Origin of the sequence: Levilactobacillus senmaizukei DSM 21775 = NBRC 103853, from assembly GCF_001592085.1 — a bacterium.
GTDB classification, from domain to species: domain Bacteria; phylum Bacillota; class Bacilli; order Lactobacillales; family Lactobacillaceae; genus Levilactobacillus; species Levilactobacillus senmaizukei.
Genome location: NZ_BCWD01000034.1, coordinates 1 through 14,921, shown reverse-complemented (window position 1 = coordinate 14,921; position 14,921 = coordinate 1). Strand labels below are relative to the sequence as shown.

Here is a 14,921-nt window from a genome sequence, read left to right as displayed (position 1 = left end):
TTTCTGTCGCGACCAATTATTCTTTTTCTCAATTTACAGTGTAATGTTTGGCATTGTTTCCTTGATGATTTTTTTTGTTCATCATTGGGGAACTTTTTGGATTACAGCCTATTTTTCGCTACTGCTTTATTTTTCACAAATTTTAGTGTACCTATTAGGTGGACTTATTTGGTCGTGGTCCTTTCGAGTAAGTACAATTTTGCCAGCTGTTAGGGGAAATACAAAGAGCCGGTTAACCTTAACGATAGTGTTGATTGTAAAAACGGCAACGGAATTAATTATTTTATTTTCACTGATTACCTTGGTCCAACAATTAGTGATCAATCAAAAAAGCAAAACCCAAGTTGCTACTTGGTCGAGTCTTCAGACCAGGTATTCTCCTAGTCTTTCTTTAGACATTACCGGTAAAGAACAGCTAAGTGAAGATAGACAGACTTATAAATTAGTAAAGTGGGCAACCAATCATCATGGTCTAATTTCTAATTATGCTGGATACAATTCCGATGGAGGTCAACACTTAAATTTTGAGAACTATACTGATTATTATAATGGCGGGAATGTGCTAATGGTAAATGCCGAATATTTCAAGCAAAATAAAGTAGTCAGTAAATCGGGAAGCTCTTTAATTTTTTATCCAGATGATTCTAAGATCCATATTTTATTTCCTCAAAAATTATCGAACAAGAAAAAAGAACTGACCAAAATGTATACGGAACAGATGGGCCTACAACATTTTTTTGAGAACAATCATAAGGTGCCCCAAGTAAAAACTCACTTGATGAAGAATAATCAGCTGCGTTACACATATAGTCCTGCAGGAATTGATCTTGGCTATTATGACGCTAAAGTTCCCGATCCGGTAATTATTGTTATTTCACCTGAATCGTTGAATGGGGATAATGAAAATGCGGATCGATTGTGGAATGCGATGCTTTCTAACAATGCGTTTAGTTTTAAAAATTATGGTGAGCTTAACCAGAAGCTTGTGTCACTTGGAATGTATAAGCAAATTGGCGCTTACACAAATATCAAAAGTTATGCTGGAAAAATTTACCATGATCAGGAGCAGAAGGTCACTCGTCTTATTGTTATATTAGGATTGATGATCGGACTGCTGGTGTTTGAATGTTTCTTGGCATGTTCATTGTACTTTGGAATTTACCAACAAGCACAAGCGGTTCGAATCTTCATGGGTCAATCCTTAGTCAAAGTTCATTACAAATTCGCTCTCCTGCTAAGTTCATTACTTGTAGGCGAATTAATATTAATGTTAAATCTGAGGCCAGGTATGGTTATTGTTATGGAATATTACATAGCGGTACTTTTCCTTTCATTGTCAATTTTATTGGTAAAGTCAAAACTAAATGTTGCTAATATTAAGAATAGTCTTAGGGGGGAGCTGTAGTGCTAAAAGTAGTTGGGGGTACAAAGGCATTCGATGAGCATGTTATATTTCAAAACCTAAATTTGACCTTTCATTCTAACAGAATCTATGCTCTTTCAGGACCGTCCGGTTCCGGCAAGTCAACGTTGCTGAATTGTATCGCGAAACTTGAAAAATTAGATGATGGCATGATAAGTTTCCAAAGTAAAGATGTTAATCAGATTGAAAGTCGTGAGTATTTTCATGATTATATCGGTTATTTATTTCAAAACTATGCGTTAATTGATGATACAACAGTAAAAACGAATTTATCGCTTACAAAGAGATATCGCGTGGAGCAGCTTAAATTGGCATTAAGAGAATTCGGTCTAGATCCGGCATACCTGAGCCGAAAGGTATTTACACTTTCTGGTGGTGAATGCCAGAGAGTTGCCTTAGCCAGAATGTTTTTGAAAGATCCGCCAATAGTATTGGCAGATGAACCGACGGGTGCATTAGACCGCGAAAATGAAGAATTAGTTCTTTCCAGTCTAGAGAACTTCTCCAAGAGAGGAAAGATTGTTATCGTTGCCACGCATTCGCAAAGAGTCCTTAATAGAGCCGATGAAGTGGTTCATATAAAGCAGCTGTAGAGGGTTTTTATATAAGGCTAAATTAAGTGTTCCCTTGGTTTACATTCCACGATAAAACCACTAGAATATAGGAATAGTTACTTGAAAGAGTAGGCCAATCTCAGAGACAAGCTGCCTGTGCTGAAACGGCTTGACGGTCGAAATGGATCAAGAAATCTTTAACTTCGATAAATAAACTTATCGCGGGGTCACCGTTACCGACAAGAGTGGTGGTCAAAATGGCCGCAAACTAGGTGGTACCGCGCATGAGCGTCCTATTGGCATTGGCTAATAGGACGCTCTTTTAGAAAGGATGACGAATTGATGAGTAAGAAACACGTAATTTTAACGGGGGATCGTCCCACGGGTAAGCTCCACATTGGACACTACGTTGGGTCATTGAAGAACCGGGTTGCCTTACAAAACACGGGTGACTACGATACTTTCATTATGATCGCCGATATGCAGGCTTTGACTGACAATGCCCATGATCCTGAAAAGATTCGCCACAGTTTGTTGCAAGTGGCTTTAGACTACTTGGCGGTAGGGATCGACCCAGCCAAGTCGACGATTCTCGTCCAGTCTCAGATCCCAGCCTTGAATGAATTGACGATGGCCTACCTGAACCTGGTTTCTGTTTCCCGACTGAACCGGAACCCAACCGTTAAGACTGAAATTAAGCAAAAGGCGTTTGGCGAAAGTGTCCCGGCAGGTTTCTTCATCTATCCAGTCAGCCAAGCCGCTGACATTACGGCCTTCAAGGCAGACACCGTTCCCGTTGGGGAAGACCAAGAACCAATGCTGGAGCAGACGCGGGAAATTGTCCGGAGCTTTAACAGTATTTACCAACAAGACATCTTGGTTGAGCCCGAAGGCTACTTCCCACCTAAGGGTCAAGGTCGGATTCCAGGGCTCGATGGTAATGCCAAGATGAGTAAGTCCTTGGACAATGCCATCTACCTCGGCGATAGTGCCGATGAGGTGCAGAAGAAAGTGATGTCTATGTACACCGACCCCGAACATATTCACATCGAGGATCCTGGTCACGTTGAAGGCAATACGGTCTTCACTTACCTGGATATTTTTGCCGATGACCAGGAACACGTCGCTGACTTGAAGGCCCAATACCAACATGGTGGCCTCGGGGATGTTAAGATCAAACGGTACTTGAACGAAGTCCTCCAGGATAAGCTAGCCCCAATTCGCGAACGGCGGGAACATTTTGCTGCCGACGAAGCGGGCGTTTACGACATTCTGAAACAAGGTAGCGAACGGGCTAACCAAGTGGCCGCGCAAACGTTACATGAAGTTCGCCACGCCATTGGGATCGACTACTTCGGTTAGACTGAACGGAGGGCACGGCATGCAAAATTTAGCCATTGTTGATTTAGGCTCAAACTCTGTCCGGATGGCCGTTAACGAGCTAGATGCCGATGGGACCTTTAGAGAGGTTAATCGGGTCAAGGCCGACAGTCGGCTGTCCGAGGGGATGGGGCCGGAGAAGATTCTTCAGCCTAAGGCGATGGACCGAACGATTTCGGCCTTAAAGTCCTTTCGACCATACTATGAACACCTCCCTAACTTAGTGGTTCGGGGGATCGCGACTGCGGCCGTTCGCCAAGCGCGTAATCGCGATGAATTTCTAGAGCGGGTAGCTTCGGCTACCGATATTCAATTGGAGGTCTTGTCGGGTGACCAGGAAGCCTACTATGATTACCTGGGCGCCGTCAATCGGTTGAAGATCAAGGACTGCCTGCTCCTCGACACGGGTGGGGCGAGCTGTGAACTGGTCCACGTAAAGAATGGCAAGGATGCTAATCTTATCAGTGTGCCATTTGGGGCAGTCAACCTTTCCGAACAATTCCATCTAGACGACCGGGTCACGGCCGTTGATCTGTTCTCGGCGCAGGTCTTCTTGCGTGAACGACTACGCGATATTTGGTGGTTGAACGACGCTAAGCATCTCCCACTGGTTTTATTGGGCGGGGCTAACCGAACGTTAGCCCGGATGAATCGGCAACAACAAAAGATTCTTCATGTGGAAAATATTCACGGGTATCGGTTAACGACGGACCAGGTCTTGCGGACATTCGAACGCTTACTGCGGGTACCGCTCGCTGAACGTAAGCGAATCTCTGGACTTGAGGCCGAACGGGCAGATATTATTATCGGGGGGATGTTACCCCTCGTGACGTTATTACAAATGTTAGATTCGGACCGCGTGGTCTTTTCCGAAAGTGGTGTCAGAGAGGGCATTATTTCCGAATACTTGAGTCAACGCTAGGAGGATTAACATGGATCAGACGCCATTCTATCGGCAATCATATGGTGCTCGGCGGGATCAGCTGGCCCAGGCCAGTCATTTGACGGCGGATCAGCTCGCCACTTTAGCCGCGAACCGACAAACGACGGACGAGGATCTCATTGAAAACTATTTGACGACCTATGGCTTACCGGAAGGTGTCGCGGTGAATCTGCAGGTCGATGGCCAGGCGGTGGCCGTACCAATGGTGACGGAGGAACCTTCCGTCATTGCGGCTGCTAGTAACGGTGGTCGCTTGCTTAGCGGCCAGTCGGGGATTACCACAGTGGTTGCCAACCATGAGCTAATGGGACAAATTGTCTTCCAACATGTGGCCGATCAGCCGGCGCTTAGACAGTGGCTGCAAGACCACGAGGCAACCTTACTAGCGGTGGCAGATGCCGCCCACCCGTCGATCAAACGTCGCGGTGGTGGCGCGCGGTCTATTCGAGTTCGCTTACTGCGGCCCGATTGGGTCTCGCTCGATCTGTTTGTAGACGTTAGCGAAGCCATGGGTGCCAACTTGGTAAATACCATGGCGGAAGCAGTGGCAACCTATATTCGATCGCAACTGGATGTGGATATTCTAATGAGTATCCTCAGTAACTTTGCGACTCGTAGTTTGGTGACCGCGAGCTGTGTGGTGCCGGTCGATCAGATGAAGACTAAGACTATTTCGGGTCAGACCGTGGCTCAGCGAATTTGTGCGGCCAGTGACTATGCCCAGATTGACCCTTACCGAGCGGTGACCCATAATAAAGGCATCATGAATGGTATCGATGCCGTTGTTCTGGCAATGGGCAATGATTGGCGAGCCGTTGAAAGCGGCGTCCATGCCTATGCTAGTCGTCGTGGTCGCTATCAGGGTGTGAGTCGTTGGTGGTTAGATGACGACCAGAAGCTGCATGGTGAGTTGACGATTCCGCTAACGCTAGGCGTTGTGGGCGGGGCAACTCGGGTCCTACCATTGGTTTCCGTGAACCAACTGATTGCGAAGGTGACCAGCGTTCGTCAGCTGATGGGGATCACGGCTGCTGTTGGTTTGGCACAGAACGTGGCGGCACTCAGAGCATTGGTCACAGATGGGATTCAAAAGGGTCACATGCATTTACAATTAAAATCCCTCGCGCTTTCGGTTGGCGCTCAGGAAGCTGAAGTGGCGGCGGTCGCCGAGCGACTAGCCGACCAGACACAACCGACTATTGAGCAGGCACAGACAGCCCTTACGGTGGTCCGTGCTGAAAATCTAAAGAAATAGGGGACCTTAACCGACATGAAAGCCGAAGATATTAAATTAAATGACGCCGTTCAAGACCTGTTGAATCAGGTCAACGCACTTTATCCAGGGAAAGTTGAAGTTCAATTTATCGGGGAACTTCAAGCAGGGTATGTTCGTCATGATCAAGCTCAACAAATGCAGGTTGGCAAGGATATTGCCATCCAGGTAGCCGATTTGACGGCGCCTAACTACACGGCATCCCATGAGCTTTTGCATTTATTGATGATCTTGTCCGGGTTCCCACAGGTCTTCTTCTCTTTAACCACGGGGCAACCACAATTGGATGAACAACTCATGATTATGGGTACGGAACTGTATGATATCGTGAGTCATATCGTGGTGGTCAAGGAACAGGAAAAGCACGGCTTGATTACGCCGGCCATCAAGGACCTTTACCTCGCGGGCGTGCAGGCAACGATCAAGCCAGAGCCCGATCCCGTGGATGATGAGATGACCTTACGGACATTGACCCTGTTGGATGCGTTGGTCTTCTTTGGCCCCGACGATGGATCCGTGATGGCCAAATTCAAGCAAGATTATCCGGTTAGCTTTGCGGCCGCTCAGAAGTTGTATGGCATTATTACCGAAAAGCCAGTCGACTCACCATTTACGTTACGGCGCAACGTGGTTAAGCTGTTCAAGGCCTTTGATGCCCAATTAGAGGACTGGCATCTGCCAGCACTGCACAACACCGAGTTCACCACGCTGTCCAGTGTCTTGTCGAAGCGTCAACTAGGCTTATCCGTTAAGCAAATCTTCGAATTATATCATTCGGATATGCATGACAAGACGACGCAACGGCGGGCGTACGTTGGATTTAACCGCTCGGATAATCAAAATGCCTTCGTCATTCCTTCGCCGGCACCGAAGGATGATACACCAGACTACTACACGAAACTTTACGCGATGACGGTTGAAGACCTCTTCAAGCAATTGAAGATGCCATATATTCTCCGTTAGACCGGATTATTTTGAAAGGATGATGGCAATGGATGCAGAGTTACAAGCAATCTTCGATCAGGCTCAGCACATCGTATTCTTGACGGGTGCTGGTGTATCGACACCGTCGGGGATCCCCGATTATCGGTCAAAAAATGGGCTGTATACGGGTCACCGGAACGCTGAATATTATCTCAGTCATACTTGCCTCGTCCAGGAACCACAGGTCTTCTACAATTATGTCAAATCAAACCTGTACTACCCGGAGGCCAAGCCTAATGTGATTCATGAGAAACAGGCCGCGCTGACCCGAGCTAACCGGGCCACGGTGGTGACCCAAAATATTGACAATCTGTATAATGACGCCAATTGTCAGCATTTGGTGGAATTTCATGGCAACCTTTATCAAGTCTATTGTCAGGTGTGTGGGGCTAAGGTTGATTGGCACGACTATTTAAAGTCACCCTATCATCAAGCCGACGGTGGCTGGTTACGGCCAGACGTCGTGCTCTATGAAGAAGGCTTAAATCAGCTTAACGTCCAACGGGCCGTGGGTGCCATGGCTCAGGCCGATTTGGTTGTCATTGTTGGGACGTCCATGCGGGTCTATCCGTTCGCCGGCCTGCTAGACTATCGCAATGACCAGGCACCGGTCGTCGTGGTCAATCAGGAAGAATTGAATCTGGGGTTCGACTATCGAATGGTCAAGGCAGATGCCACGACCTTCTTTGATGAACTGCGGGTATGAGGACTAAACCATGAGTCATCAAGAGATTATTCAACAATTACGGGGGATCGTCTGGCGACTACACTGGCTAAATATTCTCCAGTTGGTCCCCGATACATTAGTGATCTACGGCATTCTCCAATTGGCGTTTAGCAGCCAAGTGGTGATGCTGTTTAGTGTGGCCTTCAGTCGCCAACAGGCCGTCGTCGTGACGGTGATGTTTGCCCTGATGGACCTCTGTGTGACGGGGATTCGAGCCAATGACCGACTAGTGGGGAAGCGGTTAATTGCCCAGGTAAAGGGACATTTGACCGCGGCCGAGGCGGAATTGATCCATCGATTTGAGAGATTTAAGTGAGATGAAGGGGGTGTCTGGATGATTACAATTGGGTTGACCACGTGGACGGAACATCCCGCCCTAATTTCCCCGGAAGACCGGCCTGTCACTTTGAGTGAGTATGCCGGGAACTTTCCGGTGGTGGAGCTTGATACACCATTCTATGGCATCCCGCGGCAGACGACCATTGCCAAATGGCAAGCGGCGGTTCCCGATGGTTTTCAGTATATCTTGAAGGCCAATCAGGTCATGACCCAACACGACCGGGGCGCGGCACCGACAAGTCAGGCCGAACGGATCACAGCATTCGACGTGTTCAAGGCAGCCATTCAACCGCTGGTCGACCACCAGCAACTGCAAACGGTCCTGTTTCAATTCCCTCCGTACTTTAATCGAACAACTGCTAACATTCAGTATTTACGTGAGGTACGGATCCAGATGGAAGACTTGCCGGTTGCGGTGGAATTCCGTAGTCCCAGTTGGTTCGACGATCCGGGGATGACCGCGGATGTGATGACCTATTTGACCTCGCTTAAGATGACCAATGTCATCACTGACGAACCACATAACTTAAATGATGGGATTCCAATGGTGACGACGGTGACCACGCCCGACCTAGCTATGTTACGGCTTCATGGTCGCAACGTCGAAGGTTGGTTGAACCATGGCTCTAATTGGCAAAAGACCCGGACACTGTATCGGTATTCGGAAGATGAGTTGCAGGGCTTGGCCAAACAGGTGAAGGCCCTCGACCAAACGGCGAAACAGGTCGTCGTTATCTTCAATAACAACGCCGGTCGTGATGCTGCGCCGAATGCCCAACGGCTCCAAGAAATCTTAGGACTTCATTGGCAAAACTTGGCGCCGCAGCAGCTGGATTTATTTTAACAATTCAGACAGAAATCCCTAGTCGGGTGCTATTGCTGGACTAGGGATTATGCTATACTTAATGAGAATTTACATTAGAATTTAACCCAAAATTAACGTGATAATTTTGAGTGAGAGGAAGGCTTAATTTATATGGCAGATAAACCAACTTTTTACATCACCACACCAATTTACTACCCATCAGGGAAGTTACATATTGGTAATTCATACACAACTATTGCCTCCGATGCCGTTGCCCGTTACAAGCGAAGCAATGGGTACGACGTCTTCTTCCTAACAGGAACCGACGAACATGGCTTAAAAATTGAAGATAAAGCAAAAGCAAATGGTTTAGAGCCACAAGCTTACGTTGATAAAATGGCCAAGGGGATTAAGGAATTATGGAAGACCCTGGAAATTTCCAACGACAAGTTTATTCGGACCACCGATAAAGAACATGTGGTAGCCGTTCAAAAGATCTTTGAACGGTTAATCAAGCAGGGTGACATTTACCTTGGTGATTACGAAGGCTGGTATTCCGAAGATGATGAAGAATACTTTACCGAAACCCAACTGGCCGAGGTTTACCATGATGACAACGGCAAGGTGATCGGTGGGAAGGCGCCTTCTGGTCATGAAGTCACCTTGGTCAAGGAAGAATCTTATTTCTTCAAGATGAGTAAGTATGCCGACTGGTTGTTAGACTTCTATCATAATAACCCGAACTTCATCCAGCCCAATACACGGATGAATGAAATGATTAATAACTTCATTAAGCCCGGCCTGGAAGACTTAGCCGTTTCTCGGACCACGTTTAACTGGGGGGTTCCCGTTGAGAGTAACCCGAAGCACGTGGTTTACGTGTGGATTGATGCCCTGCTGAACTATATCACGGCACTGGGTTACACTAGCGACGATGAGGGCCTGTTCAACAAGTTCTGGCCTGCTGATGTTCAAATGGTAGGTAAGGAAATTGTCCGGTTCCACTCCATCTACTGGCCAATCGTCTTGCATGCCCTGGGGGTTCAACCACCTAAGGAATTGTTTGCCCATGGTTGGTTGTTGATGAAGGATGGCAAGATGTCCAAGTCTAAGGGAAATGTGATTTACCCAGAAACTTTGGTTGAACGTTATGGCTTGGACGCGGTTCGTTACTACCTCTTGCGCGCAATGCCCTTCGGTAATGATGGGAGCTTTACTCCCGAAGACTTCGTGGACCGGTTGAATTACGACTTGGCCAACGACCTTGGGAACTTGTTAAACCGAACCGTTGCCATGATCAATAAGTACGAAGGCGGTCAGTTACCAGCCTTCAAGCCTGGCGTAACGGCCTTCGATGCCGACCTTGAAAAGACCGCCACAGAGGTTGTCGCCAACTACCGTGATCTGATGGACCAGATGCACTTCGCCGATGCGCTTTCTGAAATCTGGAAGTTAGTTTCCCGGACCAACAAGTACATCGATGAAACGGAACCTTGGAAGTTAGCTAAGGATGACAGCAAGGCTGAAGAATTGGCGGCTGTTATGGCTCATTTAGCCGCCAGCTTACGGGTGATTGCCACCTTAATCAGTCCAGTCATGACCCATGCGCCAAAGGAAATCTTTACGCAATTGGGAATGGACCCAGCCACGATTTCGCTAATCGACCTGAAGCTGGCCGACTTACCTGCTGGCAAGCAAGTGGTTGCCAGTGGAACGCCAATCTTCCCACGAATTGACGTTCAAGAGGAAGTCGACTTTATTCAAGGCCAGATGACCAAGTCTGATAAGACGAAGGGGCGGGCCGCGATGGCCGCCAAGGCTGCCGCACAACAAGCTGCCGCAATCGAAGCCGATGATGGCAAGCCGGAAATTGATTTCAGTAAATTCGAAAAGATTGAACTCCGTGTGGCTCAAATCACGGCCGTTGATCACGTCAAGGGTGCCGACAAGCTATTGAAGTTCCAATTAGATGTTGGTGACCTGGGTGACCGGCAGATTCTTTCGGGTGTTGCCGAAGTTTATCCTAATCCGGATGAACTGGTAAACAAGAAGGTTATGATCGTTGCTAACCTGAAGCCACGGAAGATGCGTGGGGAAGTCAGTGAAGGGATGTTACTCTCTTCGGGGCACAAGTTAGTCATTGTTCCTGACACGTTAGTTAACGGATCAACAGTCGAATAAATCTTAAGTTAACGTGGGTGGTCCGTTTCGTACGGTTGACCCACGTTTTCTGCTAATAGGAGAATTTTGATGAAAATCTTTGATTCACATACTCATTTGAATAGTGAAGAGTTCATCACGGATGTTCCCCACTTTGTGAAGCGGGCGGCTGAACTCGGTGTGACGCGCTTCACAAATGTTGGCTCCAATACCCAACTGAATGCCGATGCCATTAAATTGGCTCACGAGTATCCACAAATGTATGCGGCCGTTGGCTGGCATCCGGAGGATTCGAAGGATTATACACCTGAGAAGGAAACCTTGTTGGAAGAGCAGCTGGCAGATAATCGGGTGGTCGCCCTCGGCGAGATTGGGTTGGACTATCATTGGGATACGTCACCTCAAGATACCCAACGGAAAATTTTTGCCCGGCAGATCGCCATCGCCAAAGAAGTTGGGAAGCCCATTGTGGTGCATAATCGGGATGCCTTTGAGGATTCCTACCGCATCATTAAGGAAGCCGGTATCCAAGATATCGGTGGCGTGATGCACAGTTTTAACGGTGATCCGGAATGGCTGAAGAAGTTCCTGGACTTGGGGATGCACATCTCTTATTCTGGGGTCGCTAGCTTTAAGAATGCCCATGAGGTGCATGACGCCGTTCGGGCAACGCCTCTGGATGTTATGATGGTGGAAACCGATGCGCCTTATCTGACGCCAGAACCACACCGGGGCGAACAGAATGAGCCCGCCTTTACTCGTTACACCGTAGAAGCCATCGCTAAGGAGCGGGAAACCACGCCAGAAGCCATTGCGGCGGCAACGTTCAAAAACGCAGAGGAGTTTTATCGCATAAATGAAGAAGATTAAAGAAGTCCTCGTTGTTGAGGGCAAGGACGATACCAAACAAATTAATCAGGCGGTTGTCGCCGACACGATTGAAACGCGAGGATCCGCGATTGACGATGAGACGCTGGCTTTAATTCAGAAATTAGCCGACCAGCGCGGAGTCATTATTTTTACCGACCCGGACTTCTCTGGCGAAAAGATTCGCAAGATTGTTGCCGAGGCGGTTCCTAATGCCAAGCATGCTTTCTTGCCCAAGGCTGAAGGCCGTCCGGGTAAGGCCGGCGGTTCTTTGGGTGTGGAGCATGCCAGCCCAACAGCTATTCGAGCCGCACTCGATCATGTTTACACCGAGACGGATGCCGCGCCGACCTTAATTACGCACGAGGACCTTATGGCGGCTGGCCTGATTGGCGGCGCCGGTGCCAAGGCCCGACGAGAACAATTGGGAGAACTGCTGCAGATTGGTTACGTGAATGGTAAGCAATTGGAGAAGCGGCTGCGAATGTTCAGTATTCAGCCGGCGGCCTTTGCGGCGGCAGTCAAGACGATTCGGTCAAAGGAGGATTTGCATGAATAATAGCGTTCCTGAAATTGGGTCTCCGGCCCGGACTAAGGCCATTCTGACCCGCTACCATTTGGTGGCTAAGAAGAGTTTGGGGCAAAATTTTCTGTCGGATCTCAATATTTTACGTAATATTGTCGCAGCCGGGGATGTCACGGATCATGATAACGTGATCGAAATTGGTCCTGGGATTGGGGCTTTGACTGAGCAGATTGCTAAGCAAGCTCGCCGCGTCGTGGCCTTTGAAATTGATGAAAATCTCTTGCCGGTCTTGGATGAAACTTTGATGGACTATGATAACGTGAAGGTTATCAATCAAGACATTTTGAAGGCTAACCTGCCCGCCGTGATTCGGGATGACTTTGAACCAGGTCATCCGGTTAAGCTGGTGGCTAACCTGCCTTACTACATCACGACGCCAATCCTGATGGGCGTGCTACGGAGCGGGGTAGACTTCGCTAGTATCGTCGTTATGATGCAAAGTGAAGTCGCCGATCGGTTAGTCGCCACGCCTGGACAGAAAGCCTACGGATCGCTATCCGTGGTCATGCAATATCGGGCGAATGTTGAGGTGGCCTTCGAGGTGCCACGAACGGCCTTCATTCCGCAGCCTAACGTCGACTCTGCAATCGTGCGGTTAACTCCGCGGACGCCGCTACCCGTTAAACCGTACGAAGATCAAGCTCTGTTTAAATTTGTTAAGGGTTGCTTCGCTCACCGTCGGAAAACACTGTGGAACAATCTGCAGGGGATCTTCGGTAAGCAGCCGGAAGTTCGCGGTCGGATCGAATCCGTTCTGAAAGATGTTGGCATTTCGCAGCAATTACGACCGGAGCGGCTGACACTGATTAATTTCATTGAATTGACAAATGCCTTCCACAATGAAGGACTTATGTAACCCTTTCCATCGTGGGATTCTTGCGGATTAAATCGAGTTGTGGTATAATTTGCAATTTTTGTGAAACCATGTTATTATTGTTTCACAGAGGTGAAATGCATGCCAACAAGTTTAGCGAACATTAAGAACAAATTGGACGACCGGATTGGTGAAAAATTGATGGTCATTGCCCAAGCGGGCCGTAAGAAAACGACAGAACGGCATGGAATCCTCCGGGAAACCTATCCAGCAGTCTTTGTGGTTGATCTCGACCAGAATGAAAATTCGTTTGAACGAGTTTCCTACAGTTATACCGATATTTTAACGAAGAACATCGAAGTTGACTTCGATGAATAAATAATTGGGCCGATGAGGCCTTTTTATTTTGGTTTAAACCATAGTATAATAGGCTTAATCAAATTCACGAGAACGGTAGGTCGGTGGCCTATCTGGAATTAAGGTGAGCTCATGCAACTGATTGAAAAGGCGCCAGCCAAGATAAACCTCGGGCTTGATAGCCCATACCACCACCAGGATGGGGCAGAGGAGTGGAACATGGTCATGACGTCCGTCGACCTGGCGGACTATGTCGACATTCAAACGTTATCAACCCACAAACGAATTCGAGTGGCTTCGGATAGCGGCTTTTTGCCGAATGATCAACGGAACTTAGCTTTCCAGGCTGCTCACTTATTGCAAACCAAGTTTCACGTCAATGAAGGCGTGAATATTCGAATTAAGAAAAATATTCCGGTCGCCGCCGGATTGGGCGGTGGTTCTTCTGACGCCGCCGCAGTTCTACGTGGCTTGAATCAGCTTTGGTCATTGGGCCTGAGTTGGCAGGAATTAGCCGAGCTGGGATTACAGATCGATTCGGACGTGCCGTACTGTGTGTATGGTCGTACGGCACACGTGCGAGGTCGTGGGGAGCGGATTACGCCGCTTTCCAAGCTACCGGCGGCATGGGTGGTCTTAGCCAAGCCCAAGGTGAGTGTGTCAACGCCGAGCATCCTGCAACAGATTCGCTACGATGAACTGGATCATCCGGACATCGAGGCGCTACTACGGGCCATCCGCGATCAAGACATTGCGGCGATGTGTGCGGCCATGGGCAATGCCCTCGAGCCACTCACGGCCACCCGTCATCCTGAGATTACGCAGCTCAAGCAGCAGATGATGAAGTTTGGTGCGGATGCCGCTCAGATGAGCGGAACGGGTCCCACGGTCTTTGGCCTGTGTAGCAAGCAGTCCCGGGCTCAGCGGGTTTTTAATGGGATGAAGGGCTTCTGTCGGGAAGTTTATTTAGTCCGGCCATTACCTTAACATTAGAAGGGAAGGCGATTATGTGCCGACAGCAACAGAAATTTTCGAGGCGATTCAAGCCGATCCGCAAAATGCTGAATTGACCGCTCAGGGTCTTCAGCCGTTGTATCATGTTGCCGCGAGTGCGGAAATTTTATTGGTGAGCCAGGCACCTAGCCGACAAGCCCAGGCATCGATGACCTTTTGGGATGATGCTAGTGGCAATCGGCTACGAGATTGGATGGGAGTTACCAAGGATGAGTTTTACCACTCCGGCAAAATGGCGGTCTTGCCGCTCGATTTTTACTATCCTGGTAAGCACCTACATGGCGGTGATTTACCACCACGCAAGGGTTTTGCCGAAAAATGGCATGCACCATTGCTGGCCTTAATGCCAAAGATTAAATTAACACTGTTAATTGGCCAGTATGCGCAGAAGGCTTACCTCACGAAGCGCGAGCCAACCTTAACGGCCACGGTCGAACATTATCAGGATTATCTACCGGATTATTTTCCGCTGGTTCATCCTTCACCGCTGAACTATGGTTGGCAACATCAGCATCCTTGGTTCATGGAGGATGTCGTCCCGGTCTTACAAGACCACGTTCATCAAATTATGACGGATTAGTTCATTAGAGTCGCCGCATGTTGGCGACTCTTTTTTATTTCTTCTCTTCTCGATATTGGCCCGTGGCGGGTGGCAATTCCATCCTATGGGGAATTTAGATAGAAAGGGTGGCAAC

Annotated in this window: 16 protein-coding genes; all 16 read left to right on the top strand. The window is 48.3% G+C overall.

What is annotated here, in order from left to right; all coding sequences use genetic code 11:
- A partial coding sequence (locus LSE01S_RS11075) for a bacteriocin-associated integral membrane family protein (protein ID WP_169798697.1) occupies positions 1-1,405 on the top strand: 1,405 nt, incomplete at its 5' end.
- A complete protein-coding gene (locus LSE01S_RS09790) occupies positions 1,405-2,016 on the top strand; it encodes an ATP-binding cassette domain-containing protein (protein ID WP_156470516.1) in 612 nt (203 codons plus the stop codon). The genes LSE01S_RS11075 and LSE01S_RS09790, both read left to right, overlap by 1 nt.
- A 303-nt stretch (positions 2,017-2,319) precedes the next feature.
- Positions 2,320-3,339 carry a tryptophan--tRNA ligase gene (gene trpS / locus LSE01S_RS09785; protein ID WP_061777455.1) on the top strand — a complete coding sequence of 340 codons (1,020 nt, stop codon included), beginning with the start codon at positions 2,320-2,322 and terminating at the stop codon, positions 3,337-3,339.
- Positions 3,340-3,358: 19 nt separating this feature from the next.
- Positions 3,359-4,279 carry a Ppx/GppA family phosphatase gene (locus tag LSE01S_RS09780; protein WP_061777454.1) on the top strand — a complete coding sequence of 307 codons (921 nt, stop codon included), beginning with the start codon at positions 3,359-3,361 and terminating at the stop codon, positions 4,277-4,279.
- Positions 4,280-4,289: 10 nt separating this feature from the next.
- Complete coding sequence (locus LSE01S_RS09775; protein ID WP_061777453.1) at positions 4,290-5,555, top strand: hydroxymethylglutaryl-CoA reductase, degradative; 1,266 nt, start codon at positions 4,290-4,292, stop codon at positions 5,553-5,555.
- A gap of 15 nt (positions 5,556-5,570) precedes the next feature.
- On the top strand, positions 5,571-6,536 hold the full coding sequence (locus LSE01S_RS09770; protein WP_061777452.1) for a hypothetical protein: 966 nt from the start codon (positions 5,571-5,573) through the stop codon (positions 6,534-6,536).
- Between the two features lie 28 nt (positions 6,537-6,564).
- Entirely contained in the window at positions 6,565-7,263 is a 699-nt protein-coding gene (locus LSE01S_RS09765; protein ID WP_061777451.1) for an NAD-dependent protein deacylase, read from the top strand.
- 10 nt (positions 7,264-7,273) lie between these two features.
- Complete coding sequence (locus LSE01S_RS09760) at positions 7,274-7,600, top strand: hypothetical protein (RefSeq protein ID WP_061777450.1); 327 nt, start codon at positions 7,274-7,276, stop codon at positions 7,598-7,600.
- A gap of 18 nt (positions 7,601-7,618) precedes the next feature.
- Positions 7,619-8,467, top strand: a complete 849-nt coding sequence (locus LSE01S_RS09755) for a DUF72 domain-containing protein (protein WP_061777449.1) — start codon at positions 7,619-7,621, stop codon at positions 8,465-8,467.
- Positions 8,468-8,599: 132 nt separating this feature from the next.
- Positions 8,600-10,609: a methionine--tRNA ligase gene (gene metG / locus LSE01S_RS09750; RefSeq protein WP_061777448.1), complete on the top strand. Its 2,010-nt coding sequence runs from the start codon at positions 8,600-8,602 to the stop codon at positions 10,607-10,609.
- Between the two features lie 69 nt (positions 10,610-10,678).
- Positions 10,679-11,458, top strand: coding sequence for a TatD family hydrolase (locus LSE01S_RS09745; protein ID WP_061777447.1), 780 nt, complete (start codon positions 10,679-10,681; stop codon positions 11,456-11,458).
- Entirely contained in the window at positions 11,445-12,014 is a 570-nt protein-coding gene (gene rnmV, locus LSE01S_RS09740; RefSeq protein WP_061777446.1) for a ribonuclease M5, read from the top strand. The genes LSE01S_RS09745 and rnmV overlap by 14 nt, the downstream gene beginning before the upstream one ends.
- Positions 12,007-12,897: a 16S rRNA (adenine(1518)-N(6)/adenine(1519)-N(6))-dimethyltransferase RsmA gene (gene rsmA / locus LSE01S_RS09735; RefSeq protein ID WP_061777445.1), complete on the top strand. Its 891-nt coding sequence runs from the start codon at positions 12,007-12,009 to the stop codon at positions 12,895-12,897. Before rnmV ends, rsmA begins: the two co-directional genes overlap by 8 nt.
- Positions 12,898-12,996: 99 nt before the next feature.
- Complete coding sequence (locus LSE01S_RS09730) at positions 12,997-13,233, top strand: Veg family protein (protein ID WP_061777444.1); 237 nt, start codon at positions 12,997-12,999, stop codon at positions 13,231-13,233.
- 111 nt (positions 13,234-13,344) lie between these two features.
- Complete coding sequence (ispE, locus tag LSE01S_RS09725; protein WP_061777443.1) at positions 13,345-14,199, top strand: 4-(cytidine 5'-diphospho)-2-C-methyl-D-erythritol kinase; 855 nt, start codon at positions 13,345-13,347, stop codon at positions 14,197-14,199.
- A gap of 22 nt (positions 14,200-14,221) precedes the next feature.
- Positions 14,222-14,806, top strand: coding sequence for a uracil-DNA glycosylase family protein (locus LSE01S_RS09720; protein WP_061777442.1), 585 nt, complete (start codon positions 14,222-14,224; stop codon positions 14,804-14,806).
- Positions 14,807-14,921: the final 115 nt, after the last annotated feature.